Below are 25,844 nucleotides of genomic sequence, written 5' to 3' on the forward strand. Positions count from 1 at the left end.
AGAGGTTGAATTAATGATGTACGTTGGAGGCAACGTGTGAAGTGTTCACTCTTATGCCTTTACTACGTAGCATTTCAGTTAAACCTATATAGTTGTTTTTCACCTTAAACATTATAACGTTATATTTACATACGTTACATATCGTGATAAAGTAAAACCGAACATTATAACGTTTTCTTCGAGGCGGTGAGAGAATGGATAAGTCCTACGTTCTGAGCGGAGTTCAGATCATGGGGAAATCCGGGATCAGCGATATTATAATTAAGGATGGGCGGATCTCAGCGATTACAGAAACGGAGCAAGCGGTATTCGGCAGTGATATGCAAGCAATAGACTGTCGCGGGCTTTACGTATCCAGTGGATGGATCGATATGCATGTTCACGCTTTTTCGGCGTTTGATCCTTACGGTGATGATATCGATGAGATTGGTGTTCATCAAGGTGTGACGACCGTAGTGGATGCCGGAAGCTGTGGAGCCGACCGGATCAAGGAGCTGTTGGCCGATGGCAAGGAAGCGAAGACACGGCTGCTGGCTTTTCTGAACATTTCACGGATTGGATTATCGAGGCTGGATGAATTGTCGCTTATGGAGTGGATTGACCGGGAGAAGCTGGGACTGGCCATTGAGCGGTATCGGTCGGATATCGTTGGACTCAAGGCACGGATCAGCCGCAGTGTGGTACTGGACCAAGGCCTTGAACCGTTGAAGGCAGCTAGAGAGTTGTCGAATGAGACAGGCTTGCCGCTTATGGTTCATATTGGCTCCGGACCGCCTGATATACGGGAGGTACTCCCTTTTTTGAAGCGCAGGGATATTGTGACACACTATCTGAATGGAAAACGGAACAATTTGTTTGATGAGGCCGGGAAGCCGCTTGAGGTGCTTACGGATGCCGTAAAACGGGGTGTTCATCTGGATGTCGGGCATGGTACGGCAAGCTTCTCGTTCAAAGTTGCCGAGGCTGCCAGAAGGCATGGCATTGCTCCGGATACGATCAGTACGGATATTTACCGCGGGAACCGGCTTAACGGACCGGTGCACAACATGGCAAGTGTGCTATCGAAGTTTTTGCTGCTCGGCTACTCGCTGGAGCAAGTCATTGATACCGTTACAGTGCGTGCAGCCGCCTGGCTTGGAAGACCGGAGCTGGGGAGAATTCAAGTTGGAGATGAAGCTAACCTGACTTTGTTCAGAATAGTGCGGGAACAAGCTGTACTCCTTGATTCTGAGGGAGAAGAGCGAGTCGCAGACCAATTTATTCAAGCGGAGGGAGTTGTGGCAAATGGGGAATACATTGCAAGCAAAATACGGGCTTAAACGGGTAATCAATGCCAGCGGCCGGATGAGCATCCTTGGCGTATCCGCACCGACGGATACGGTGATGGAGGCCATGAAGCAAGGCGGGCAGAGCTATGTGGAGATTGCGGACTTGACCAATAAGGCGGGAGATTACATCGCAGGTCTAATCGGATCGGAAGCGGCAGTAATCGTTAACTCCGCGTCTAGCGGGATTGCCCTTTCCGTGGCGGCCATCGTCACGCAAGGGAACCGGCGGCTTAGCGAACGGCTGCATCAGGAGCCGATTGCCCGCAATGAAATCATTATTCTCAAGGGGCATAATGTACAATACGGAGCCCCTGTGGAGACCATGGTTTACCTCGGCGGAGGCCGTTTGATCGAGGTTGGTTATGCCAATGAAGGAAAAGCTGAGCATATCCGGGATGCGGTCAATGAGCGTACAGCAGCGATTCTATATGTGAAATCTCATCATGCCGTACAGAAAAACATGATCTCCGTTGAAGAGGCATGGGCTATTGCAAAAGAGCAAGGCGTCCCGCTGATTGTCGATGCTGCGGCTGAAGAGGATGTAAAGAAGTATGTTACCTGCTCGGATCTGGCAATCTATAGCGGCTCCAAAGCGATTGAAGGGCCTACCTCCGGTATTGTCGCAGGGAAACGCCAGTATATTGAATGGCTCAAGGTGCAGCTTCATGGCATTGGCCGTAGTATGAAGGTAGGTAAGGAGACAAGCTTCGGCCTCTTGCAGGCATTGGATGAATACATGAATAAAGTGGACAAAAGCGAGCAAGAGCGTGCGGCGTTGGAAGCGCTGCTGCCGCTTGGCGAATTGCCTGGAGTGAAGGTAAGTATTGTTCAGGATGAGGCGGGAAGAGCCATATTCCGGGGGCGCATACATATTGATCCCGGCGCGGCCCCAATGAATGCCAAGCAATTGGCAGAAGCGTTGCAGCAAGGCGATATAGCGGTGTATACCCGCGATTACGGGGTGCGGCAAGGATTCTTTGACATTGATCCGCGTCCGTTGCTCGGCGATGATATGGATGTTATCGTAGCTCAAATTCAGCACTTGTTGGGAGGCAAATAAAAATGGCGGGAATTGACAAGCGTTTTTATCAGGGAAGGATTGCGTTGAATGTGTTGGCGAAGGATATTGCCAATGCCAAAGAGGTGTTTGAAGCAGCAGAGGGCCACGTACTCGTTGGAGTGCTGTCCAAAGCATATCCGACGGTAGAGGAAGCGGTCATTGCCATGCGGCAATACGGAGAGGCGATTGAGGATGCCGTATCCATCGGCCTGGGTGCGGGTGATAACCGTCAGGCAGCCGTCGTGGCGGAGATTGCGAAGCATTATCCGGGCAGCCACATCAATCAGGTATTCCCGGCTGTAGGGGCGACACGGGCTAATCTTGGAGAACGGGACAGCTGGATCAACAGCTTGGTGTCTCCGACAGGCAAAGTTGGCTATGTTAACATCTCGACAGGACCGATAAGTGCAGCGAACGGAGCTCATGCCATCGTTCCGGTAAGGGCGGCCATTGCACTCGTCAAGGATATGGGCGGGAATGCATTGAAGTATTTTCCGATGAAGGGTCTGGCTTGTGAAGAAGAATACCGTGAAGTCGCCAAGGCTTGTGCGGAGGAAGGGCTGGCCCTGGAGCCGACAGGCGGGATTGATCTGGACAACTTTGAGCCGATTGTAAAAATCGCGCTTGAAGCAGGGGTGGAGAAGATCATCCCTCACGTATACTCTTCAATTATTGATTCCGAATCCGGGAATACCCGACCGGAAGATGTACGTACCTTGCTTGATATCGTGAAAAGGCTGGCACAAACCTATGCCTAAGACCATTGCTGCATTTGGGGAAGTCATGATGCGCCTCCAGGTGCCGGGGGTTGATCTACTCTCGCAGAGCAATACGCTGAATTATTCTTTCTCCGGCACGGGCGTTAATGTAGCCTCGGCGCTGTCGCGCTTCGGCCATACAGGTTATCTCGTGTCACGGTTGCCGGATAATCCGCTTGGCGATGCAGCATTGTCCAGTCTGCACCGACTGGGGATCAGAAGCGATTATATCACTAGAGGCGGCAGCTATTTGGGTCTTTATTTTCTGGAAAACGGGTTCGGTATGCGCCCAAGCCGGGTAACTTACAGCAACCGCCAGGAGAGCAGCTTCAACACGGCTCCGAAAGGGACCTATGATCTGGAGCAAATAGCTTCCGGGATCGATGCGATTCATTTCTGCGGAATTACGCTTGCTATGAACGATCAGGTGCGGGAGCATATGCTGGCTCTGGCCCGGGCCGTCAAGCAGCATGGCGGTCTGGTAGTGTTTGATTGCAACTATCGTCCATCCTTATGGGGAGCCGAGGGGTATACGAAGGCCAAGCCATTGTATGAGCAAATGCTTGAACTTTCTGACATCGTATTCATGAACGAGAAGGATGTTATGCTCACACTTGGCAGGAAAACAGCGGCTGAGGAGCGTATTGATCAATTATACGATTTGCTTCCGCAGGTGGCTGCTGATTATCAGATCAAGGTCCTTGCGGGAACGCATCGTCATATTCACGGAGATAATCGTCATTCCTTGCAAGGGTTTATGCTGAAAAAGGGTGCATTTACGTTCTCGGAGAAGCTGACCTTTTCCGTCCATGACAGGATCGGAGCAGGCGATGCTTATGCAAGCGGGATTCTGCACGGAGAGCTCTCGGATTATGAGCCGGAGAAGACCGTCAACTTTGCAGCGGCTGCGGCTCTATTGGCTCACACGGTGAGCGGTGACACGCCGATGTCCTCGGAGCAGGATGTATTCAAGGCCATGCACAGCACTGCCGGAGATGTGGAACGATAGATCATTAAAGGCTGCCCGAACAGGAAGATGTGGAAAGGTAGTGAATTACACGTGAGCTTGTCCCGAAAGGAAAGGCCGTTATATTTACAAATCAAACAGATCATCAGAGAGCGTATTCTCCATGGAGAGTATGCCTTGGGCAGTAATATTCCTTCCGAGCCGCTGCTGGAACGGGAATTCGGTGTGAGCAAGATTACGGTTCGCGGAGCCATTCAGGAGCTGGTCCAGGAAGGTTATCTGGAAAAGGGCAGCGGCCGCGGCACCCGTGTCATCCGCAACAAGGCTGCCTCCAAGCTGTCCAAGTGGAAGCATTTCACGGAAATTCTCGTGGAATCCGGGCATCGGATTCAAAAGCGCTGGCTTGCCGTGGAGCTGATCGCGCTGGATGCCGACGGAGCTGATGCGGGGCTGGGAGACCTCTTGAGTGCGAAGGAGAAGCAGAAGCTGACGGCAGAGTTCGGTTCCCGGTGCCTTCGTCTGGTGCGCATGTATTTGCTCAACGGGCAGCCCTTTATCTACTATATTCATTATGTGACTCCGCTCCTGGAGGGATTGGAGCTCATGGATCTAAGCGAGCAATCGTTATATGAACTGCTGGAGGAGCAGGGGCTGTCCCTGGATCAGCTCCAGGATGAATTCGGAGCGGTTCAGGTTCCGGCTGAGGCCGCCTCAGCACTGGGACTGGAGATCAATACGCCTGTATTGCGGCGCTCCAGAACCTCGCGGGATGAATTTGGAAAACTGATTGAGTATAGTGTGGGTTTTTATCATACCGAATTGCAGAGTTACATTGTGAATTACGAGGCCTAGCATCGGGCCGTGAAGCAGTAAATACAGAAGGGGTTAACCCAAAAGGTGTACGCTCCCCATACGGCGGACAGGTGAAATAATAAAACCTGTTGCCGTATGGGGAGTTTTTTCATGCTTACTAAAATTATAGCGCCGTGTCCACAATAGAGTGTGCCGGGCTGTGGCGGTACAAAAACATCGGCAATATTCAGATGTTTTCTAAACTTCATGGGATATTTCATCCCGGACACCAAGGCTATAATAACATTAATGAAGAAATAAAGGGCTTACATGAGGAGGCATAATAGATGAAAATCACAAGACATCCGGAGAATCCGATCGTGGTACCCGGTGGATATGAGTGGAGAATGGTCACGGTGTTTAACCCGGCGGTAATCCTGGATAACGATAAGTTCTATATGATTGAGCGAACGGCGGGATCGTTGACGCCATGCAAGAACTATCTGGGCCTGCTGGAGAGCGAGGACGGGGTGCATTTCACGCATGTGAAGGACGAGCCGATCGTAACGCCGGACATGCTGGGCTTCCCTTACGGAAGCGTACAGGACCCGCGTATCGTCAAGATTGACGATACGTATTACCTGAACTATGCGCTGCGGCCTTGCGCGATGAGCTATTATCCGACCGGGCGGGGAGTTCCGGAGCGTTCGATTCCGGAGTATCCGGACGGTTGGGGAGAAGAAGAAGGGCACTGGCTGACGCGTTCGTCAATCCTGTCCTCGAAGAATCTGATCGATTGGGAATTTGTTGCGGATACGACGCCGCTGGATATCAACGACCGGGACAACATCCTGTTCCCGGAGAAGATCAACGGGAAGTTCGTGCTGCTGCGCCGTCCTGAGGAATATATCGGCGAGGAATACGGAACGGAGAAGGCCGCGATGTGGATCACGTATTCGGAAGACCTGATCCACTGGGAAGAGCCGAAGCTGCTGGCCAAGGCGGAGAATATGGCCTGGGAATCGCGGAAGATCGGCGGCTCGACGCCGCCGGTAAAGACGGACCGGGGCTGGTTGGTCTTGTACCACGGGGTGGATGATGAAGTGGTCTACCGGGTAGGGGCGCTGCTGCTGGATTTGGAGAATCCGGAGAAAGTAATCGCGAGAACACATAACTTCATCATGGAGCCGGAGACGTATTACGAGAAATTCGGCTACCAGATTCCGAACGTGGTATTCCCGACAGGGAATGTGGTGAAGGACGGCCTGCTGTACATCTACTACGGAGTCACGGATACGGCAATTGCGCTGGCAACCGTACCGGTTGAGGAATTGGTCGATCATATTTTGCAAGATTCGCAAGCTTAGTCAGATTCATTTATTGCGGAGTGCCAGTTCAATGTATGGGGCTGTCCCGTAAGTCTTCAGCTCAGTCATCTTATGATTACTGAACTGAGGGACAACCCCCTTTCCGTACGAACGCCACATAACACCTGAAGAAGATGTTCCAAAATTTACTTTTGGGACACCCTAATATTCTTGCAAACGCTTACCGAAAGAAAATGAAATGAAAGGAGGCGAAAGTAAGAAACAATTTCAATTTTCATGTAATAATAGTTAACATTTAAACCTCGAAATACAAGTGATTAAGACAAAATTATTGATATATTTCGGATATAATCGAAATTTTATGGGATATAGTCGAATTGTCTACGCTTTTATAATAGATAATATAACAGGTAGAGATATATAAAAGAACATCATCTGTTATGGTGGTGGAGCGATTCCAAATCATATGAGAAGAGGGTTGATTATGAGTAAAAGAAACAGCACTAAAAAAGCAGTATTGCTTGGTCTGATCGCGGTACTGACCTTGTTCACCGCAGCCTGCGGCAATAATAATGCGGCGAGCAACAGCAAGAACGGGGGCTCGGGTGAAGAAGAAACAATCACCTTGAACATGATGCATCCTTGGACTTCGCCTAACGTGGATAACGAAGTGTATAAGGCTAGAATCGCCGAATTTGAGAAGCAGCATCCGAATATTGTGATCAAGCAGGATGGGGTTCCGTCCGCACAGTACAAGACCAAACTTCGCACGCTGGCGGCGGCCAATAATTTGTCCGACATCAACGTCGTTTGGCCGGGGGCCGATTTAGCTCCGCTGGTAGCCGGCAGCCTTGTTGAGCCGATCAACCATCTGATGGAAAATTGGACTTCGATTTTACCGGAAGCGGCTTTGAGCGGATTTAACGTAGACGGACAGCAATATGCTATTCCGACAAAGCAGAATTTCGTCGACATTATTTATTACAACAAAGAGATGTTCGCGCAAGTAGGCTACGATCAGTTCCCGGAAACCTATGATCAATTCATCGATGCGGTAACCAAGCTAAAAGCGGCGGGAATTACCCCGATTTCGCTGGGCAATAAAGAGCAATGGCCGCTGCAATCCTCTTACATTTCCATTATCGGCGACCGCTTTACGGGAAGCGATTTCTTGCCGGCCGTTCTGGAAGGCAAGGCCAAATTCACCGATCCCGAGTTCGTCAAGGCGCTGGGAGTTATCGAGGAGCTGTCGAAGCTGGATGCCTTCAATACGGATGCCAACAACATGGACTCCGTGCAAGCCCAGGATTATTTCATTCAAGGCAAAGCAGCCATGCATATTTCCTCGGCTACGGTAGACGGCCGTGTCCGCATCAATAACGAAGAAGGCGACAAGTTTGGCATTGCCCTGTTCCCGAGCGTAGAGGGCGGCAGGGGTGAGCCGAAGAAGAGTGCCGGCGTCTTGCAATACGGCATTGCGATCAAGAGCGGGTTGGATGAGAAGAAGAAACAGGCTGCCGAAGAATTCCTGAAATTTTTCGTTAACGAAGATTTATATAAGGAACTGATCCGTAATGGCGTCGTTGTGCCGGCCAAGGTTGAAATTCCGGAGGATGCCAGTCCTTATCTGAAGGAAATGCTTGCTCTGACCGGAAACGGTACTTCCCCGGTATTCGACAGCTTGATTCCGACTCAGGTGGTCGATGTTCTCCAAAACGGGCTGCAAGCCTTGATGATGGACCATACCACACCGGAGGAATTGGCTGCAGACGTACAAGAAGCGCTGGACAATATGAACTAGCCGACACTTGCAGAGGCAGTTCGGAAAATCGAACTTGCACTTAAACGGCAAGACAGGCACGAGGCTTCAAAATCGATGTTTGCTAGAAAACCCGAACCCCGGGTTTTCTTCATTCATCGGGTGTGAAGCAAGGCTTCGACATAAAGGAGGGGACCGACATGCAAACGCTGCGTGGAACGAAGCTGGCGATATTTATCGGCTTGCTGCCGGCACTGATCATTTACCTGGGGATCGCGATCGTTCCCATCGGCTTGTCATTGTATTATTCATTAATGGATTGGAACGGCATCGGAGCCATGGATTTTGTGGGGCTCAAGAACTTCACAAGAATTTTGAGCGACGATATCTTCTGGCTGTCCGTCAAGAATAACGTCATTATCATGGTTACCGGTCTGGTGGGGCAAATCCCGCTGGGTCTGCTGCTTGCGCTCTTGCTCAATCGCGGGCTAAAAGGCTCCGGATTTTTCCGTACCGTCGGCTTTATGCCGGTTGTTATTTCATCGGTTATGGTGTCCTTGATCTGGGGCATGATCTACAACACGGAATACGGCATGTTGAATAACCTGCTGGGCATGTTCGGACTGGAGAGCTGGCAGCAGAATTGGCTCGGTGACAGCCGCTTGTCCATGCTGTCGATTAGTGTCGCGTATATTTGGCAAAACTGCGGCTTATATATGGTTATTTTCCTGGCGGCTCTGCAAAATATTCCCGACGAGGTGAACGAGGCTGCCGAGCTGGATGGAGCGACCGGCTTCAAACGCACCTTCCGCATTACGATTCCGATGATCCGCAGCACTTTGATGGTCGGTGTCGTGTACAGCATCAGTAATTCCTTCCGGGTGTTTGACCTGATTCAGATTCTGACGGGCGGAGGTCCGGCGCATCAGACGGAGGTCATGACCATCCATATGTACAACAGCGCTTTTATGAACATGCGTTACGGCTACGGCAGTGCGGTGTCCATTCTGATTCTGCTGTTCAGCCTGGTAGTCATTACGCTGGTCAATCGCTTGGGTAGAGAAAAAGATGCTTGAGGAAGGAGGGGTTCGCCGTGAATAGGAAGTCGCTGGGGTTTCGCATATTTGCATACACATTTTTGAGTCTATTCGCTATTATGAATATAGTTCCGCTTTTCTGGATGGTGGTCAACTCCTTCAAGACAGAGCAGGAATATGCAGTCAACCCGTTCTCGTTGCCGGAGACGCTGCAATTTTCCAATTACGCGGAAGCTTGGAAGATCGCGAACATGAACGTATATTTTCTGAACAGTTTATTCGTGACCTTTGCTTCCCTGATCGTGACCGTGCTTCTCGGGGCGCTGGCCTCGTACTTTCTTTCGCGTTTTGAGTTCAAGCTTCGCGGGCTGACTTACGGAGTGTTCCTGCTAGGGATGCTCGTACCGATACATGCTACGCTGATTCCGATTTTTCTGATTATGCAGAAGCTGCATTTTCTCGATACGCATTTATCACTGATTTTGCCGTATACGGCATTTCACCTGTCATTAACGATCATTATTCTGGAGGGCTTCATGCGGGGGTTCCCGAAGGATCTCGAGGAATCGGGCGTGATGGACGGCGCCGGCATCTTCCGGATATTCTGGTCAATTATTTTGCCAATAACGAGACCGGCGATGGCGACCGTCATCATCCTCAATTTCATATATAACTGGAATGAATACTTGTTCGCGCTGGTGCTGATCAGTTCCTCCGAGTTGAAGACGTTGCCGCTGGGGCTTGCAAACTTCGTCGGCATCGAGACAGCAAGCCTGACCTTGCAAATGTCGGCGTTAACGATGGCATTGATTCCAATCGTTATTTTCTACCTGCTGCTGCAAAAACAACTCGTTACCGGTATGACGGCGGGAGCGGTAAAAGGATAACATAACATAAACCGGCTGTTAGCCGTCCTTGCAAAGTGTTGGGGGCGGCGGACAGGCGGTCAATTTGCATCAAAGACCAGGTGGAGGCGACAGCATGATGACAGGCAACAGAAGAGTCCTTGGCAGCTTTAGCTTGAAACGTAAAGCGCTTGTTATTTTCCTGCTGTTTGTCATTTTGCCGACCATTGGGGTTGGCGTCGTGGTTCAGTATCAATTTAATGTTGTATTAAGAGACCAGTTTATCAATTCTACTAAACGCAATCTGGACAATGTCGTTAACCAGCTTGGCGAGCAAACCAAGATGGTCGAGGACATTGCCAACTATTTAATTCTGAGTCCGGACATGCGCAACTTTCTTAGGTCGGCTCCGCCGCTTACCAGTGAGCAGCAGACGAACCTCAAGCGTAATATCGAGGATTTTCTCACCTTTCAACTGATGTCCAAGGGGTATATCCGGGCAATTGAAATCACTGGCTTTAACGGCAGCTTTATCGAGATGGGGGAGCCGTTTAGCGGGGATGAGCAGAGATGGCAGCAGGAGGCCAAGGAGCGCAAGGGCGGGATCGTTTGGACGGAGGGGTATCAGCTTCAGAGCGGCTGGAATGGAGAGGTCCGTGTATTGTCCATGTTTCGAGTGCTTAATTCCTATAGCCAGATTACAAGACCGCTCGGCCGGCTGATTATTCGCTTGGATGAAGCGAGCATTGTGAATTCATTAGAAAAAGGAATATTCAAAGCAGGGACCGGCAGCGTGTTTATCGTAGGTCCCAAGGGGCAGATCATTCTGGGCTCCCGGAATCAGATGCCGGAAGGCTTCAAGCCGGATCGTTCCTTGTTGGACAAGCTTTCTTCCGACAGGGGGGACCTGACCTATGAGGTGGACGATATTCGCTATCTGACCGTTTACGATCGGATGGAGAATACGGAGTGGAAGGTGATCGCCATGATTCCTGAAGCGGAGGTATCGGAGGAATTTCGTGGAGTCAAGCTGATGATGCTGTTTATTTTGGGGGCTATTCTGCTGCTTGGCTTAACGGCCCTGATCGGGTTCCATTATACTATTATTCAACCTATTCTGCGGCTCAAGAAGGAAACGAACAAAGTGGCCTTCGGGGATTTCAATGCACGGGTACCGGTTAACTCCAAGGATGAGATAGCTGAGCTTAACCGGAAATTCAACGAGATGGTGCAGACGATTCAGCAGTTGATTGAGCATAAGTACAAGCTGGAGCTGCGGGAGCGCGAGTCAGAGCTCAAGCTGATGCAGAACCAGATGGACCCGCATTTTCTCTACAATACATTGGATATGATTCGCTGGACCGCTCGATTGGAGAAGGCGACGCAATCAAGCCAATTGATTGAAATGTTGTCCAAGTTCTTTCGCTCGAGTGTAGGCATGGGCAGCTATGAGACGACCCTGCGCAAGGAACTGGAGTTTGCCCGCTCTTATCTGTATTTGCAGCAACGCAGATTGGGAGAGAAGCGGTTAAAGTATACCCTATTCATACAAGCTGGAATTGAAGAGGCAATTACTTTGAAAGCGACGATCCAGCCTTTGGTCGAAAATTTTATCAAGCACGGGCTGCACCAAAGCCATCTGGTCAATAAAGTGGCGGTCCGGTGTTATGCCGAAGAAGGCGAGATTTGGATTGATGTGATCGACAATGGCAAAGGGATGACCCTTGAACGGGCGGAGGAAATTCGCATGGCTCTGGATCAGCGGCCAACGGGCGTGGGCAGGGAAGGGGCTCTGAACAACATTCATGAGCGGTTGTCGATTTTCTTTGGACCGGATTACGGATTGCAGATTGTAGAGACAACGGACAAGGGGACCTGGATTCGTCTTCGCATCCCTTACACCGAGACCACTCATTCAGGAGGTGAACCACATGAGTCCTGATTTTGAAGCAAGAATGACATTCGTGGGGGAGAACAATCGTATAAAAATGCTTATCGTTGATGATGAGGCGGTCATTCGCGAAGGCTTGCGCTATACTATTGATTGGGTCGAGCTAGGAGTTGAAGTGGTTGGAGAGGCCCGTGAAGGCAGGGAAGCGCTGCGGCTGGTGGAGCAGCATGGCGTGGATCTGGTGCTCTCGGATATTCGCATGGACGGAATGGACGGTCTGGAGCTTGCGGAGCAGCTTCGTTTGCATCATTCTCATGTACAGGTCGTCATGATTAGTGGTTATGAAGATTTTAGCTATGCGCGCCAAGCCATTCGTTTGGGAGTCAACGATTATTTGCTTAAGCCGGTTGATATCGAGGAATTGACCGCCGTTGTCGGGAGAATTGTTCAGCGTATCTGCCAGAAGGACAAGCAGGGGGCAATGCAGGATATACAGCTGTGGCTTTCGGGCACAGCCCGCCACGGTTTGGCTTACGGGCAGGAGCCTCCTGCATCGCTTCGCGGCGTTCAATTTCGGATTCTGGCCACGCAGTTTGCCGAATTCCATCAGCGCTTTGCGAGCGTAAAGGGTGAATCTTATGAGCAGGTCCAGCGGTCTTGGCTGGAGAGCCTGAGGCAGTCTCTGGAGCGGCAAAGCCTTCGGGCGTTTTCTGTATTTGACCACGAGAATCTATTAATTACCCTGCTGGTTGCGGATGAAGAATTGGAGCTTGGCGAATGGGATGAGCTGCTGGACCGGGCGGTGACTGCGTTATCTCCTGATGGGGAGGGGCACATCTATGGAGGCGCATCCCGGATATATGCCCATCTGGAAGAGACTGCGGAGTGCTGTGCGGAGGCGATTCGGCTGTTGGGGCTTCATGTGCTGGGCCAAGGACAGGTGCTGACTGCGGGCTGTTATGATAAGCTCATGAGGGAGCGTAAGCTTCCCGGATTGGATATTGCGGACACGGTGCAGCAGTTGGTTGCTGCGTTGTTCAAGCAGGATCAGCAGGAGGTGCAGGCCCTGGTTGCCGGGATGTTCGGTTTCTTCCGTGACTCGGGTTACTTGCTGCCGGAAATCTGGAAGATTTATGAGGAGGTCTTTGCCCTTCTGCGCCAGCGATTGCGTCAAAGCGGCATGACGGGCCTTGATTATGGCCATCCCGGACAGCCGGACCCGAATATCTACAATTCCTACGCTGGTCTGGAGGCTGTGGTCATGGAAGATATGCAGGCCTTGCAGCAGTTGATCGACAAGACCGGGATGGACAAGTCCTATTGGGTGGTCGAGAAGGCCAAGAAGTTTATTATCGATCATTATCGTACTGATCTGAAGGCTTCCGAGGTTGCCGCTTGGCTGAAGATTACGCCGAGTTATTTTAGTTACATTTTCAAGCAAAGCACGGGCAGAGGATTTACGGAGTACATGAACGAGATGAGAATCGAGCAGGCCAAAGACCTGTTGGCCACAACCCATGACAAGGTGTTCGAAATCGCGGATAAGGTAGGCTATAAGGAATACAAATATTTTGTTTCGGTCTTCAAGCTGCATACAGGCATGACGCCGAAGGAGTATCGGGGCCTGCGCGTCGGCAAGGACGCGGCAGCGGAAAGTGCCGAGACGCAAGAACGCAATCCATCGGCAGAGGACAAATAAACAACTGCGCGGAGTATCGGCAGGCGGGAGGAAGCAGAACATGGAGAAATACAAACAATCATCCGTTCCTTTGGAGGAGCGAATCGCGGATTTGCTGGAGCGCATGACGCTCGCTGAGAAGGTAGGGCAGCTTAACCAGCGGATGTACGGTTGGGATGCTTACGTACGTCAAGGAGAACGCTTCGAGCTGACCGATGCGTTCAAGGACGAGGTAGCCCGTGGCGGCGGGATGGGGGCTTTGTACGGCCTGTTCCGCAGCGATCCCTGGTCGGGAGTCAATTATAGCAACGGCATTACCGCAACGGAGAGCGCCAAGGCGGCCAATCAGGTGCAGCGGTACGTGCTCGAGCATACGCGTCTGGGTATCCCCGTGCTGCTGACCGAGGAATGTCCCCATGGCCACCAGGCGCTGGACGGTACCCTGCTTCCGGTTAATTTGGGTGTAGGGGCTACCTGGAACCCGGAATTAATGAAGCAAGCTTATAGCCTGATGGCGGCGGAAATTCGCAGCCGCGGCGCTCACATCGGCCTTGTATCAGCGCTTGATATGCTGCAAGAGCCTCGTTGGGGGCGGTCGGAGGAATGCTTCAGTGAGGACCCTTACCTTGCCTCGCAATTTGCCGAAGCGGCGGTGCGCGGCATGCAGGGGGATGATCCGCAGCAATTGGCAGGGACGGATAAGCTGGCAGTGGTACTGAAGCATCTATGTGCTCAAGGAGCTGCCCAAGGAGGGCGGAATGCCGGACCGGCTGCCATCGGGCAACGTGAGCTTCGGGAGATCCATTTGCCTGCGGCCCAGGCCGGGGCATTGGCTGGTGCGGCAGGCTTCATGGCGGCATACAACGAGATTGACGGCGTGCCTTGTCATGCTAACCCGGATCTTCTGACAGGCATTCTGCGCGAGGAATGGGGATTTGATGGCATTGTCATGGCGGACGGGCAGGCCGTGGACCGTTTGCTGACGTTGACCGGCAGCTATGAGTCCGCCGCGGCATTGGCCTTAAAGTCCGGTGTTGATCTCAGCCTGTGGGACACCGCCTTCTCAACGCTGGAGGAGGCGGTGAAGCAGGGCTTGGTGAAGGAAGAGGAGCTGGACCGGGCCGTGGCGCGTGTCCTGCGCCTTAAGTTCCGACTGGGCTTGTTCGAACAGCCCTATGTTTCCGAGTCAGGCTCCGCTGCCAGAAGACCGGAATATCAGGCGGTTAACCTGCAAATTGCCAGAGAATCGCTGGTATTGCTTAAGAATAAAGATAACCTGCTGCCGCTCTCTTCCTCGCCTCGCCGGATTGCGGTCATTGGTCCGAATGCGGATCGTCTGTACAATCAATTAGGCGATTACACCAGCGTACAGCCGGAGGGAAGCGGAACGACGGTGCTGCAAGGCATTCGTTCCGTGGCTCCGGAAGGCACGGAAATCGTGCATGCGCTGGGCTGCGGCATTCGTGATCTCTCCACAGCGGGCATCGCTGAAGCGGTGGAGGCGGCGAAGGGAGCTGACGTTGCCGTACTGGTATTGGGCGGAAGCAGTGCTCGCCAGTTTGGCGGCGACTTCGACAGCAACGGTGCGGCGATCCTCTCCGAGGGCAGCCCCTCTGAGATGGATTGCGGCGAAGGTGTCGATCTGGCGGATCTATCGCTCGGCGGCGTTCAGCGTGAGCTGGCTGCAGCGGTAGCGGCTACCGGCACACCGGTCGTGGCTGTGATCATTCAGGGGCGGCCGCATGCGCTAACCGACATTGAGGAGCTTTGCGGAGCCATTCTCTGTGCCTGGTATCCAGGGACAGAGGGTGGGCAGGCCGTGGCTGAAATCCTGTTCGGACAGGAGCCGCCAAGCGGCAAGCTGCCGGTCTCGCTGCCGCGTTCCTCAGCGCAATTGCCGGTTTACTACAATCAGAAGACACCGTCGCGGCCGCGCGTATATGTTGATATGCCATCGGCGGCATTATATCCGTTCGGCTACGGCTTAAGCTATACGAATTTTGCCTATGAAAATCTGTCCTTATCACATACCGCGATATCTGCGGGAGAGCTGGAGGGCGGGGAAGAGGTAAAGGTCCGTGTAGAGATCACGAATACAGGCGCTCTGGCGGGAACGGAAACGGCACAGCTGTATATTCAAGCCAGCGAATCCGGCATTACCCGGCGTTTTGCTGAATTGAAGGGCTTCGCCAAGGTGACGCTTAAACCGGGAGAACGGCGGGCGGTAGAGTTTACGATGGGCCGGGAGGAACTCGGTATTTGGAACCGGGAAATGAAATTTGCGGCCGAGCCATGCAAGGTAAGCGTGCAGGTCGGCGGGAACAGCCGGGATACGATATCTGTGGAATTAAACGTAACGGCTTAACGGAGTATCCTTCGTAAAGGCTTCAGTCTTTTCAGGAAAAAACAACCGCAAATATAGGCCAGCCGGAGGCCTCTGGCTGACCTAATATTACATGGCACGTCCTAACGCTCGGACGTGCTATGTATGTATTACAGATCATCTATAGGCAATGTTAAATTGCTCAATCCATGATAGTAATTAACAGTCTCCGCTGTGAATTTATAAACGCAATAATCCTCGTCATCAATGCCTTTAGGATAGTATATTTCAAAGCCGTCCCGCCATAATAGTGCCTTAGTGTCATGGTCGGTGCAAACCTCCATTGTCCCGGTAAACAAAGCCCCTTTATATTTGTTTCTTGTCTCATCGCTATAATATACAGAAGCTTTAGGGTTGTTGAGAAATTGCTTCACGCGTTTTGAACTAGTATTGGTAGAAAAATACTGAGTTTTCATGCTGGCGTGTTCAAGCACAAGCATTCCTTTTATTTGAGGAAAGCCGTTTTCGTTAACTGAGCCTATATACGCAACATGCGCATTTTGACGCAACGCACGAATCTCCGATTTAATGACACTATTCATAATCCTTCTCCTTTTTCGCAAGATTTTCAAGCACTTTCCTAAGGCTATTTTCAAAGGTGAATATTTCATCGTCACTAAACCCCTCATAAAAAATAGCATTCATTTTCTCCGAGACCTTATTATACTGTTCTTGCAGATTTCTTGCGGCTTCTGTGAGCCTAATTCTGATTATTCTGCGGTTAGTTGGGTCATGTACTCTCTGAATATGTCCGGATTTCTCCAATCTGTCCAGCATGCTAGTCAGGGTTGTCTTAGCCAGTCCTGTTTTTTCAGACAGCTCACTTATGGGGATGTTATCGTTGTCCCACAAAACAAACAGGATTCGTCCTTGTGCGCCATTAAACTGCGTAATCCCATGTTCAATAAGTGCTTTTTCAAGCAATCTGCCTTGAATTTGTTTGATTTTGCTGATCAAAAATCCGCCACTTGTCTTAGCGACCAGTTTTCTCACCTCCAACTGTTCTATATAGTACAATACTATATAGATGCTTACAAGGGATTTTTGCACATCAGATTGTCTTTTTTAATTTACAGGACAAAAAGTCCTTCATCACCACTCGTAGACGTGGAACGAAGGACTCTTTCATTTTATGTTTGATTCACATCGTACAGCACGCGCGCAAGCAGATCCTGTCCATAATTGCCAAAATTTCTGCCAAAGATCGTTAATCCTCGCTTGTTCAAAGGACGGTCAGTAACGGCAATGCGAAACGTAATGTCGCTCTTGTAATCCAATTGAATCTGATCCAAAGTAACGTCAGAAATCCGGCAGCCATCTATATAACTGCCATCCCGGTTGATCCGGATTAATTTCAGCATGCCATACTGATTCAAGTGAGGCGGCCACCATTCCGGGTTAAAGGTTCCGCGAACATCGCCGAAGTCGCCGGGACTGGTCCAACATCCAATTTCTATATTATTAATATAAAAATAAATGTCTGAAGGATAGTTATCGCAGTAGCCCGGGGCTTCAGAACCCAGCTCCATGGAGAACTGGATTTCTCGAAAGCTCTGATTGGGCTTAAGATAATTTGGAATCCGGTATTCCAGAAAGCCTTCGGCAAGCCAAATGATTTCGGAGTCGATACGCTGAGGATCAGCGAAGTATCGCGGATCGTCAAAGTCGCCGATAATGCTGTCTTTGGTAGCGAGCCCGCATGTAGGTACGGCTTGATAATTACTGTAATGACCCACCTGAATCTCAACCTCGTACAAATTCTCCATATCTTTACTGCGAAGATCAACCATCAATTTGTCTTTATTCAGATAACATATTTTTTGAATGCCATGCTTGCCTACCGTGGTGTTGATCTCAATCAGCCCGCTCTCTTCGAGCTTTTTTACGTGCATTGTAATGGCCCCGTTGCTTAGTCCCAGCTTGCTTGCAATCTCATTCAGATTCAAGGCCTGATTCTTGGCCAGCAGCTCCAGCATTTGAATTCGGATCTCCGAACTAAGCGCTTTAAAAATATCGATGCCGCTCATTAAATCCTTGATATAAATCATCCGGTTCTAACCCTCTTCCAATAACGAAGTTAAAATTATATTTATTTTATACTATTATAAACCAATGAACATTTAATTGGAAGAGATTTCAAAGTGAAGAGAGGTAAAGGCACGAATTAAAGAAAAAATTGAACTATTTTGACGCTATGGTTTATAAATACATAAAAGAAAGCAGGCGTTTTTAGGCCTCATCTCTTTGATTTTACATTGTTTAAACTTAATGATTATATTGTTTTTATAAAACAATGAAAAGATTTAAAATGACGTATTTACAACGCTGAAATCCTATGTTAATTTATACCTGTAAGCGAATTCATTTAATCATTCGTCAATTATTTCATATATTAATAAAATAATTGATGGCGTTATGGTTGACCAGTATAAGGGAGTCCTATTTGCAGGACTGGGAGGTGTTGAAGCTATAAATTTATTAATTTATCTAAAGATGTACGTACAAGTTGAGAAAGAAAGTAGAATCTGAGTTATCTGCATGCCATTATCAAGCTTTATTAAAATTTAGGGGGCGAAGGTTTTGAAAAAGCACGGAATAATCATGATGGTTACTATTTTTGTTCTGAGTATCGTGTTATCGGGATGCGGAGGCGGTTCGGACAGCAAGACAATTACATTTTGGACTCCCTTGACCGGAGATGACGGCGCTTATATGGACCAGCTGGTAAAGGAGTACAATGCGACCAACCCGGAAATTCAAGTTAAACATGTGATCACAGCGGATATGTATACAAAAATATCAACGGTGCTTAACTCCGGCAAAGGTGTGCCTGACCTGGCAATTATCCATGCTGACCGGGTGCCCGGCTTTGTAAAGCAAGGGATGCTCGAACAGATTGATTCGGCGATCGCCGGCCAGCCTGAAATTAAAGAAGAAAACTATTTGCCTCAAGCTTGGACAACTGGAAACATTGGTGGAACGCAGTATACAGTTCCGCTTGATATTCATAGCAACACCATGTATTACAACAAGGATTTGCTTAAGAAATATGATGTGGAATATTTCCTGGATGATGATGTTGTGACGATCGATGAGATGCTCTCTCTTCAAGGCAAGCTGGACGAAGGAGATTATGTAGTAAATGATGCGCTCCTTGGATGGGTCATTCTTGCGCAAATCCAGAATCTTGGAGGAGCTATTGAAGAAAATGGGCAGCCTGCGGTAAATACGCCGGTGATGAAGCAAGCCTTCGAGGAAGTGAAGAAGATTGCCGATGCGGGTCTGATGACTCCGTTCGGTGAAGATGGATACCTGATGTTCCAATCCGGCAATGTTTTCTTTTCTACAGACGGAACGTGGAGCTCTACAGCTCATGCTGCAGTAGAGGGACTCAATTTCGGGGTGACCAATATTTACTCTGCAACTGCGGATAAATTTACGAACCGGGCCTCTTCCCATTTGTTCGCTATGCTCAAGAATGATAAACGATCTGATGAGAAGGAAGCAGGTATCGGTGCTTTCCTGGAATTTATTCGTCAAAATTCAATTGAATGGGCGAAGGCTGGACAAATTGTTGCAAGTAAAGAAGTGATTGAAAGCCCGGACTACTCACAATACATGCAATCCTTCTTCACCTCTAACGAGAAGGAGATCGAATCCCTATATATCTATACCTATGAATATTATCCTTATGTAGCTGAAGCGGTAGATACTTACTGTGCAGATATTGTACGCGGCAATGTGGATCTGGATGAAACGCTGCAAACCATGCAGAAGTTCGTTGAGGATAAGATTTCAGAAAGCAGCAAGACGGAAGCGAATTAAAGTCGGGAACAGAAAGCTGAAAGGATGTGCCGATAAGGACGGTTGGCACATCCTTTCGTCAAAAGGAGATATGCATTGGCTATGAGAAAGAAATCATTCGCACCGGTTTTCTTTGTTGGCCCTCATCTGGTCTTGTTTTTAATCTTTATTCTTATTCCAACCATTTACGGGATTTATGCTTCCTTCACCAAGTGGAACCTCATGAACGACCCGCAATGGGTTGGTGTCGCCAACTATAAGACGATACTGCTTGACACCACATCTACCTTTCATACCCAATTTTTTAATGGTCTTACGAACACATTTATTTTCGTAGCTATAAGCGTTCCGCTCTTGATTGTAATTCCGCTCCTCGTTGCAGTTTCATTAGAGCATCGGAAGGTGAAGCTGAAGGGTGTTATTCAAGCCATTATTTATATTCCGGGCCTGATCTCTATTTCAGCGGCGGCGCTGATTTGGTTACTGCTATTTAACAAGCAGCTCGGTATAGCAGGGAATATATTCAACTCGCAAGTTGCTTGGCCTGCTACCCAGCCTTACGCGTGGATTATCATATTCGTTATTACGGTATGGGGCGGCGTTGGCGGAAACATGATTATTTACCGTGCTTCCATCGCAGGCGTCTCAAAGGATTTGTATGAGGCTGCTGAAATGGATGGAGCAGGTGCGAGTCGTAAATTTTTCAGCATTACTCTGCCTTCGATTCGGTTTCCGTTGATCTACACCTTCGTTATGACGACTGCGGGGGCGTTTAACGTATTCGGTCAGCCTCTGATGATGACCGACGGTGGTCCTAGACAGACGACACATGTATTGATGATGTACATTCGACAGTTGGCTTTCGGGCATGGTGAATCCATTGCAGGAATGGCATCAGCGATGGCTGTACTGCTGGGGATAGTCATCCTGGTGATTTCGGCATTGCAATACTATGTCATGAACCGGAATGCCAATGAGTAAGCTGTCTGTCAGGGAGTCGAATCTAAGGAAGCGAGAGGTAAGGTGTTCTTCAAATGAGTAAATTGAACATATCCAAATATCTGGCGAATTTATTTCTTTGGGCTCTATGCATCACGTGGATCATTCCTGTCATCTTCGGCATATCTACCTCTTTCAGAACACAGTCGGAGATTGTGCAATCGGGCTTCCGTCTGTTTCCGGCAGAGTGGAGACTGGAGAACTATGTGACAATTCTGGGCAATACCTCGACTGCACCGATCATGCGATGGTTATTCAACTCGGTGTTCATAGCTTCTCTGCATACCTTTCTGGTTATTGTCGTAATTTCGTTGACCGGCTACGGTTATGCCCGAATGAAATTCAAGGGTAGAGATACTTTATTTTTCACTTTGCTGGGGATTTCGTTCTTTCCGGGTGTAGTGAACATCATTCCTTCCTATAAAATTATTGATATTTTCGGTTGGGTGAATACTTCCTGGGCGATGATTATTCCAGGCTTGGCGGGGATGGGGAATATCTTCCTGGTTCGTCAGTTCCTGAAGGGAATTCCGCATGAGCTGGATGAATCCGCCAGAGTGGATGGGGCGGGAGATTTCAGAATATATGCCTCAATTATTCTTCCTTTGATCAAACCCGTTTTGATTGTGTGCGGACTGTTTTCCTTTGTCGGCTCATGGAATGACTTTTTATGGCCAGTCATTGTTTATACCGATGTTGATAAAATGCCGATTACCGCCGGGTTGTTGTTGCTTCAGGATATTTACGGCAACTACCGCATGATCGGCCAGCTAATGGGCTCAGCCATCATAGCTATTATTCCAACCTTGTTGCTGTTTGCATTCGCGCAGAAATACTTCATTCAATCGATTAACCTGAATTCAGGCATTAAAGGATGATCAACGGGACTATTAAGAAAGCCGGAGGGACAATAGATGAGCAATCGTATCCTTATCAATGCAGACATTTCCCAAGCTCGAATTAGTAAGCATATTTACGGTCACTTTGCGGAACATCTCGGGAGATGTATCTATGAGGGCATCTGGGTAGGTGAAGAATCCTCCATCCCGAATACAAAGGGGATTCGAAAGGATGTGCTGGAGGCATTAAGAGCGATCCGTATTCCTGTGTTGCGTTGGCCGGGGGGATGCTTCGCCGATGAATATCATTGGAAGGACGGAATAGGACCGTACGAGCGCCGTAAGCGAATGGTCAATACCCACTGGGGCGGTGTAATTGAAAATAATCACTTTGGGACCCATGAATTCATGCTGCTGTGCGAGTTGCTGGAGTGCGAACCTTATATTTGCGGAAATGTTGGCAGCGGTACGGTCCAGGAGATGTCCGAATGGGTTGAATATATGACCTTTGACGGTGAATCGCCTATGGCTAACTGGCGTGAAGAGAACGGGAGAGAAAAGCCGTGGAGACTAACGTATTTTGGCGTTGGCAATGAGAATTGGGGCTGCGGCGGCCATATGCGTCCTGAATACTATGCTGATCTGTATCGGAGATATCAGACCTATGTGCGTAACTATGGAAACAACCGGATTTTTAAAATTGCCGGCGGAGCCAACGTGGATGACTATAACTGGACGGAAGTGCTGATGAAGCATGCGGGCGGATTGATGGATGGTTTAAGCCTGCATTATTACACTATACCTGGTGACTTTTGGCTGGGTAAGGGATCGGCGCTGGACTTCGACACAGATGAATGGTTCGCCACGATGAAGAGAGCGCTGCATATGGATGAGCTCATTTCAAGGCATGGAGCAATTATGGATAAATATGACCCCGATAAACGTGTTGGTCTGATCATTGATGAGTGGGGGACTTGGTTCGATGTAGAACCGGGAACAAATCCGGGCTTCCTTTATCAGCAAAATTCGATTCGGGACGCTCTCGTTGCTGCGCTGCATTTCAATATTTTCCACAAGCATGCGGATCGGGTGCATATGACGAATATTGCCCAGACCGTTAATGTGCTGCAAGCCATGATTTTAACGGAAGGGGATAACATGATTCTGACGCCGACGTATCATATCTTTGATATGTTCAAGGTCCATCAGGATGCTGAACTGCTATCGGTCGAATCAACCCTAGGCAACTTCGAGCATCAAGGCCAGGAACTGCCGCAAGTGACGGTATCGGCTTCCAAGGATCATGAGGGAAGAATTCATCTTAGCCTGGTCAATATTGACCTTGGTCAGGAAGCAGAGATTTATGTAGAGGTGCGCGGATTGGATGCTGTAGAATTGCAGCCTGTTGGGAGGATTTTAACTGCCAAGCATATGAACGATCATAACACCTTCGAGCAACCTAATACCGTTGCCCCGGCCCCCTTTGAACAAGTAGTTGCGGATAAGGCAGGATTGAAACTACGGCTTCCGGCGATGTCGGCAGTCACGCTGTGTCTGAACTAGGGGAGGAGAATTCCATGAAATCGTTAAAGAGAGGATTGACGCTGCTGTTATTAGTTGCCCTGCTGATTCCGGCCACAGGCTATGCTCAGGAAAACACGGCTTCAGGGATTACGAGAGTAGAATTTGCCGCCTGGATTAATCAAGTCTTTCAATATATCAATGAAGGTGAATGGAACTTCCGGGATCAGGATGTGAATGAGTCCTCCTTGTCAGAGCTCAGAAAGGCTGTCGCCGCAGGATATATGCAAGGATACGGGGATGGAACGCTTCGTCCATATCAGACTAATGTCTCAGTCCATGATCCTTCTGTGATTAAGGATGCTTCGACTTATTATGTTTTTGGATCCCATATTGATGCTGCCAAATCTGCGGATTTACAGAATTGGACCAAATTCACGAATGGATATACGACACCCGGAAACGTGATTTACGGGGATCTGTCAGAAAATTTGGCGGATTCATTCAAGTGGGCAGGAGAAGATGATGCCGATAGCAAGGGAGGATATGCAGTATGGGCGCCGGATGTAATCTGGAATAAATATTACAAGAATCCTGATGGAACAACCGGAGCCTTTATGCAGTATTACAGCGCCTCTTCCACTTATATCCGATCAGCTATCGGGTTTGCTGTGTCCCAAAATATCGAAGGCCCGTACTTGTATGGAGATACGGTTGTCTTTTCCGGCTTCACACTTCATGATGCAAGGGATGACAATAGTGCGGTCAATAAGAAGTGGACTCAGACCCATCTGCCTGAGCTTATCGAAGCTGGACTACTGAACGGAGAAAATCCGGAATGGTTCAAAAGTACAGGAGAATACAACAATACGATATACCCGAACGCAATCGATGCCACCTTATTTTTTGATAAAGAAGGAAAGCTGTGGATGACCTATGGCTCGTGGTCCGGCGGGATTTTCCTGCTTGAGCTTGATCCGGAAACAGGCTTGCCGAAGTATCCTGGACAGGATGGAGTTACCGAAGACGGCAGGCTGATCGATCGGTATTTCGGAGTGAAAATCGCCGGCGGCTTTACCAAATCGGGCGAGGGTCCTTATATTTTCTATGATCCGTCTACGGACTACTATTATCTAAATGTGACCTATGGCTGGCTTGGAGCGGACGGCGGCTATAACATGAGGCAGTTCCGCGCGAGCAGCCCGGCCGGCCCCTATCTCGATGCATCCGGGCAAAATGCCGTCCTGACAGACCAGAATACAGCCAATGATCTGATCGGCATCAAGCTGATGGGCAACTTCCTTTTCAAGCAAGAGATTGGGGAAGCTGGTCCGGAGGACGGTTATGGATATGTATCTCCAGGTCATAACTCGGTGTTCTACGATGAGGCTGCAGGAAAGTACTTTCTATTGTTCCATACCCGCTTCCCTGAGCGTGGAGAGGTGCATGAGCTTCGCGTCCATCAGATGTTCATGAACAAGGATGGCTGGCTTGTGACGGCGCCTGAAAGATATTCCGGGGAGACGGCAGCGGCAGTTAAGGAGGCCAGCATTTCCGGAGATTATAAGTTTGTAAATCACGGCCTGTCCTATTCCGGGGCAGTTACGGAGTCTGTATCAATCACGCTTGAAAAGGATAAGAAGATCACGGGTGACTTGGAAGGCAGCTGGGGTCTGGAAGGCGGATATGATGCTGAGATTGTGGTGAACGGCGAAGCTTATCATGGGGTGTTTGTCCAAGGCTGGGATCCGCTTCTGCAGCAAAACACATTAACCTTTACAGCTGTTTCGGCCAAGGGAGAGACCATTTGGGGAATCAAGCAGCCGGATATAACCGATCAACAGGCGGTCAGAGCCGTTGAACAGGCGCTTTCGCTTGGAGATACAAGCCGAGTGATCGATCATCTTCAATTACCTGTGAAAGGTGTGCGTGGAACTAAGATCGAATGGGTAAGCTCTGATCCTTCAGTTATTTCGGACACAGGTGTTATCAGCCCCCCTGATCCATGGGAAGAACCGCTGACCGCAGAGCTTACGGCAGTGATCACAAAGGGAGCCTTTAGCGCCGCGAAAAAATTCCAGGTCCGCGTCATTCCGTTGGATTTGAATGAGGGCTTAGTTGCTCATTATGCCTTTGAAGATGACTTGTCCGATTCGACAGACAACTATGAGCGCGGCAAAGTTACTGGGCCATTGATTGATGAGCTGAATGGTAATGGTAATATAGCCTTTTCAAAAGGCGTCACCGGGAATGCAGCCGTATTTGACGGCGAATCCGGCATCCGCCTCCCGGATGGCCTGATCTCCGGAAATGAATACTCTGTATCGCTTTGGGTATACCCGGAGGAGCATAACCAGTTCTCGACCACCTTCTTTGGGGCGCAATCCAAATCAAGCTGGATCAGCCTTGTGCCGGATTCTTGGGATAACCATACAATGCTATGGTCTGGTGAAGCTTGGTATGATGGTTCAACCGGCTCCAGAATTCGAACAAAAGACTGGCATCATCTCGCCTTTATCGTAAATGAGGGCAGTGTGAAGGTGTTCGTTAACGGTGAGCAGAAATATACGGGTAAAGGCTTCCCGGATATTTTTAAAGATCATTCGGGGATATTCAGCCTTGGTGTGAATTGGTGGGATCGTCCTTTCGAAGGCAAAATGGATGAATTGCGAATTTATAATACTTCATTGACCGATGCATTAGTCAAACGGCTTTCACAGGAAGCTTCCTTTGAAGAAGAGGAGGGAAAAGCCGAATTGGCAGCTAAGTTTCTGTTTGAGCATGATCTTGCAGATCCTTCAGGGAATTTTGGTTCCGGAGAAATCATTGGCAGTCAGCTTGCCTCTCCATAATAT

20 protein-coding genes are annotated in these 25,844 nt (G+C 49.3%); 17 read left to right on the forward strand and 3 right to left on the reverse strand.

Annotation, left to right across the window (positions count from 1 at the left end; genetic code table 11):
* Nucleotides 1-194 precede the first annotated feature (194 nt).
* From KI362_RS00810 to KI362_RS00865, 12 genes are all read left to right on the forward strand, one after another.
* The gene (locus KI362_RS00810; protein WP_301624154.1) at nucleotides 195-1,319 is read left to right on the forward strand and encodes an amidohydrolase/deacetylase family metallohydrolase; all 1,125 of its coding nucleotides are present in this window, start codon (nucleotides 195-197) and stop codon (nucleotides 1,317-1,319) included.
* Nucleotides 1,285-2,388, forward strand: coding sequence for a DgaE family pyridoxal phosphate-dependent ammonia lyase (locus tag KI362_RS00815; protein WP_301624155.1), 1,104 nt, complete (start codon nucleotides 1,285-1,287; stop codon nucleotides 2,386-2,388). Before KI362_RS00810 ends, KI362_RS00815 begins: the two co-directional genes overlap by 35 nt.
* Before the next feature lie 2 nt (nucleotides 2,389-2,390).
* Entirely contained in the window at nucleotides 2,391-3,146 is a 756-nt protein-coding gene (gene dagF, locus KI362_RS00820; RefSeq protein ID WP_301624157.1) for a 2-dehydro-3-deoxy-phosphogluconate aldolase, read from the forward strand.
* Nucleotides 3,139-4,155: a sugar kinase gene (locus KI362_RS00825; protein WP_301624158.1), complete on the forward strand. Its 1,017-nt coding sequence runs from the start codon at nucleotides 3,139-3,141 to the stop codon at nucleotides 4,153-4,155. The genes dagF and KI362_RS00825 overlap by 8 nt, the downstream gene beginning before the upstream one ends.
* A 51-nt stretch (nucleotides 4,156-4,206) precedes the next feature.
* Entirely contained in the window at nucleotides 4,207-4,965 is a 759-nt protein-coding gene (locus tag KI362_RS00830; RefSeq protein ID WP_301624160.1) for a GntR family transcriptional regulator, read from the forward strand.
* A gap of 287 nt (nucleotides 4,966-5,252) precedes the next feature.
* Entirely contained in the window at nucleotides 5,253-6,272 is a 1,020-nt protein-coding gene (locus KI362_RS00835; RefSeq protein ID WP_044479457.1) for a glycoside hydrolase family 130 protein, read from the forward strand.
* 445 nt (nucleotides 6,273-6,717) lie between these two features.
* A complete protein-coding gene (locus tag KI362_RS00840) occupies nucleotides 6,718-8,034 on the forward strand; it encodes an extracellular solute-binding protein (protein ID WP_301624161.1) in 1,317 nt (438 codons plus the stop codon).
* Nucleotides 8,035-8,192: 158 nt separating this feature from the next.
* On the forward strand, nucleotides 8,193-9,068 hold the full coding sequence (locus KI362_RS00845; RefSeq protein ID WP_301624163.1) for a carbohydrate ABC transporter permease: 876 nt from the start codon (nucleotides 8,193-8,195) through the stop codon (nucleotides 9,066-9,068).
* A 17-nt stretch (nucleotides 9,069-9,085) separates the two neighbouring features.
* Nucleotides 9,086-9,916, forward strand: coding sequence for a carbohydrate ABC transporter permease (locus tag KI362_RS00850; protein WP_301624164.1), 831 nt, complete (start codon nucleotides 9,086-9,088; stop codon nucleotides 9,914-9,916).
* A gap of 97 nt (nucleotides 9,917-10,013) precedes the next feature.
* Complete coding sequence (locus tag KI362_RS00855) at nucleotides 10,014-11,816, forward strand: sensor histidine kinase (protein WP_301624165.1); 1,803 nt, start codon at nucleotides 10,014-10,016, stop codon at nucleotides 11,814-11,816.
* Complete coding sequence (locus tag KI362_RS00860; RefSeq protein WP_301624166.1) at nucleotides 11,806-13,464, forward strand: response regulator; 1,659 nt, start codon at nucleotides 11,806-11,808, stop codon at nucleotides 13,462-13,464. Before KI362_RS00855 ends, KI362_RS00860 begins: the two co-directional genes overlap by 11 nt.
* A 40-nt stretch (nucleotides 13,465-13,504) precedes the next feature.
* Nucleotides 13,505-15,808: a glycoside hydrolase family 3 N-terminal domain-containing protein gene (locus KI362_RS00865; protein ID WP_301624167.1), complete on the forward strand. Its 2,304-nt coding sequence runs from the start codon at nucleotides 13,505-13,507 to the stop codon at nucleotides 15,806-15,808.
* Between the two features lie 128 nt (nucleotides 15,809-15,936).
* On the opposite strand, the gene KI362_RS00870 is transcribed toward KI362_RS00865, so the two are convergent.
* The 3 genes from KI362_RS00870 to KI362_RS00880 all read right to left on the reverse strand — a co-directional run bounded on the left by KI362_RS00870 (nucleotide 15,937) and on the right by KI362_RS00880 (nucleotide 17,874).
* Entirely contained in the window at nucleotides 15,937-16,368 is a 432-nt protein-coding gene (locus KI362_RS00870) for a pyridoxamine 5'-phosphate oxidase family protein (protein WP_301624168.1), read from the reverse strand.
* On the reverse strand, nucleotides 16,361-16,819 hold the full coding sequence (locus KI362_RS00875; RefSeq protein WP_301624169.1) for a MarR family transcriptional regulator: 459 nt from the start codon (nucleotides 16,817-16,819) through the stop codon (nucleotides 16,361-16,363). The genes KI362_RS00870 and KI362_RS00875 overlap by 8 nt, the downstream gene beginning before the upstream one ends.
* Before the next feature lie 137 nt (nucleotides 16,820-16,956).
* Nucleotides 16,957-17,874, reverse strand: a complete 918-nt coding sequence (locus KI362_RS00880) for an ArsR/SmtB family transcription factor (RefSeq protein ID WP_301624170.1) — start codon at nucleotides 17,872-17,874, stop codon at nucleotides 16,957-16,959.
* A gap of 553 nt (nucleotides 17,875-18,427) precedes the next feature.
* Between KI362_RS00880 and KI362_RS00885 the strand changes: the two genes are divergently transcribed.
* The 5 genes from KI362_RS00885 to KI362_RS00905 all read left to right on the forward strand — a co-directional run bounded on the left by KI362_RS00885 (nucleotide 18,428) and on the right by KI362_RS00905 (nucleotide 25,841).
* Nucleotides 18,428-19,651 carry an extracellular solute-binding protein gene (locus tag KI362_RS00885; protein WP_374705613.1) on the forward strand — a complete coding sequence of 408 codons (1,224 nt, stop codon included), beginning with the start codon at nucleotides 18,428-18,430 and terminating at the stop codon, nucleotides 19,649-19,651.
* Nucleotides 19,652-19,732: 81 nt separating this feature from the next.
* Nucleotides 19,733-20,611, forward strand: coding sequence for a carbohydrate ABC transporter permease (locus KI362_RS00890; RefSeq protein ID WP_301624172.1), 879 nt, complete (start codon nucleotides 19,733-19,735; stop codon nucleotides 20,609-20,611).
* A 53-nt stretch (nucleotides 20,612-20,664) separates the two neighbouring features.
* Entirely contained in the window at nucleotides 20,665-21,507 is an 843-nt protein-coding gene (locus KI362_RS00895) for a carbohydrate ABC transporter permease (RefSeq protein ID WP_301624173.1), read from the forward strand.
* A 36-nt stretch (nucleotides 21,508-21,543) separates the two neighbouring features.
* Entirely contained in the window at nucleotides 21,544-23,031 is a 1,488-nt protein-coding gene (locus tag KI362_RS00900) for an alpha-N-arabinofuranosidase (RefSeq protein ID WP_301624174.1), read from the forward strand.
* Between the two features lie 14 nt (nucleotides 23,032-23,045).
* Nucleotides 23,046-25,841, forward strand: a complete 2,796-nt coding sequence (locus tag KI362_RS00905; RefSeq protein ID WP_301624176.1) for a LamG-like jellyroll fold domain-containing protein — start codon at nucleotides 23,046-23,048, stop codon at nucleotides 25,839-25,841.
* Nucleotides 25,842-25,844 lie beyond the last annotated feature (3 nt).

Source organism: Paenibacillus apis (assembly GCF_018333295.1).
Lineage (GTDB): Bacteria > Bacillota > Bacilli > Paenibacillales > Paenibacillaceae > Fontibacillus > Fontibacillus antibioticophila.

What these genes read in the sequence shown, in the direction of transcription:
- KI362_RS00885 (WP_374705613.1), top strand. Translation starts at nt 18,428, where the DNA reads ATGATGGTTACTATTTTTGTTCTGAGTATCGTGTTATCGGGATGCGGA.
- KI362_RS00810 (WP_301624154.1), top strand. Translation starts at nt 195, where the DNA reads ATGGATAAGTCCTACGTTCTGAGCGGAGTTCAGATCATGGGGAAATCC.
- KI362_RS00860 (WP_301624166.1), top strand. Translation starts at nt 11,806, where the DNA reads ATGAGTCCTGATTTTGAAGCAAGAATGACATTCGTGGGGGAGAACAAT.
- KI362_RS00880 (WP_301624170.1), bottom strand. Translation starts at nt 17,874, where the DNA reads ATGATTTATATCAAGGATTTAATGAGCGGCATCGATATTTTTAAAGCG.
- KI362_RS00815 (WP_301624155.1), top strand. Translation starts at nt 1,285, where the DNA reads ATGGGGAATACATTGCAAGCAAAATACGGGCTTAAACGGGTAATCAAT.
- KI362_RS00905 (WP_301624176.1), top strand. Translation starts at nt 23,046, where the DNA reads ATGAAATCGTTAAAGAGAGGATTGACGCTGCTGTTATTAGTTGCCCTG.
- KI362_RS00845 (WP_301624163.1), top strand. Translation starts at nt 8,193, where the DNA reads ATGCAAACGCTGCGTGGAACGAAGCTGGCGATATTTATCGGCTTGCTG.
- KI362_RS00835 (WP_044479457.1), top strand. Translation starts at nt 5,253, where the DNA reads ATGAAAATCACAAGACATCCGGAGAATCCGATCGTGGTACCCGGTGGA.
- KI362_RS00840 (WP_301624161.1), top strand. Translation starts at nt 6,718, where the DNA reads ATGAGTAAAAGAAACAGCACTAAAAAAGCAGTATTGCTTGGTCTGATC.
- KI362_RS00865 (WP_301624167.1), top strand. Translation starts at nt 13,505, where the DNA reads ATGGAGAAATACAAACAATCATCCGTTCCTTTGGAGGAGCGAATCGCG.
- KI362_RS00870 (WP_301624168.1), bottom strand. Translation starts at nt 16,368, where the DNA reads ATGAATAGTGTCATTAAATCGGAGATTCGTGCGTTGCGTCAAAATGCG.
- KI362_RS00900 (WP_301624174.1), top strand. Translation starts at nt 21,544, where the DNA reads ATGAGCAATCGTATCCTTATCAATGCAGACATTTCCCAAGCTCGAATT.
- KI362_RS00890 (WP_301624172.1), top strand. Translation starts at nt 19,733, where the DNA reads ATGAGAAAGAAATCATTCGCACCGGTTTTCTTTGTTGGCCCTCATCTG.
- KI362_RS00825 (WP_301624158.1), top strand. Translation starts at nt 3,139, where the DNA reads ATGCCTAAGACCATTGCTGCATTTGGGGAAGTCATGATGCGCCTCCAG.
- KI362_RS00855 (WP_301624165.1), top strand. Translation starts at nt 10,014, where the DNA reads ATGACAGGCAACAGAAGAGTCCTTGGCAGCTTTAGCTTGAAACGTAAA.
- KI362_RS00895 (WP_301624173.1), top strand. Translation starts at nt 20,665, where the DNA reads ATGAGTAAATTGAACATATCCAAATATCTGGCGAATTTATTTCTTTGG.
- dagF (WP_301624157.1), top strand. Translation starts at nt 2,391, where the DNA reads ATGGCGGGAATTGACAAGCGTTTTTATCAGGGAAGGATTGCGTTGAAT.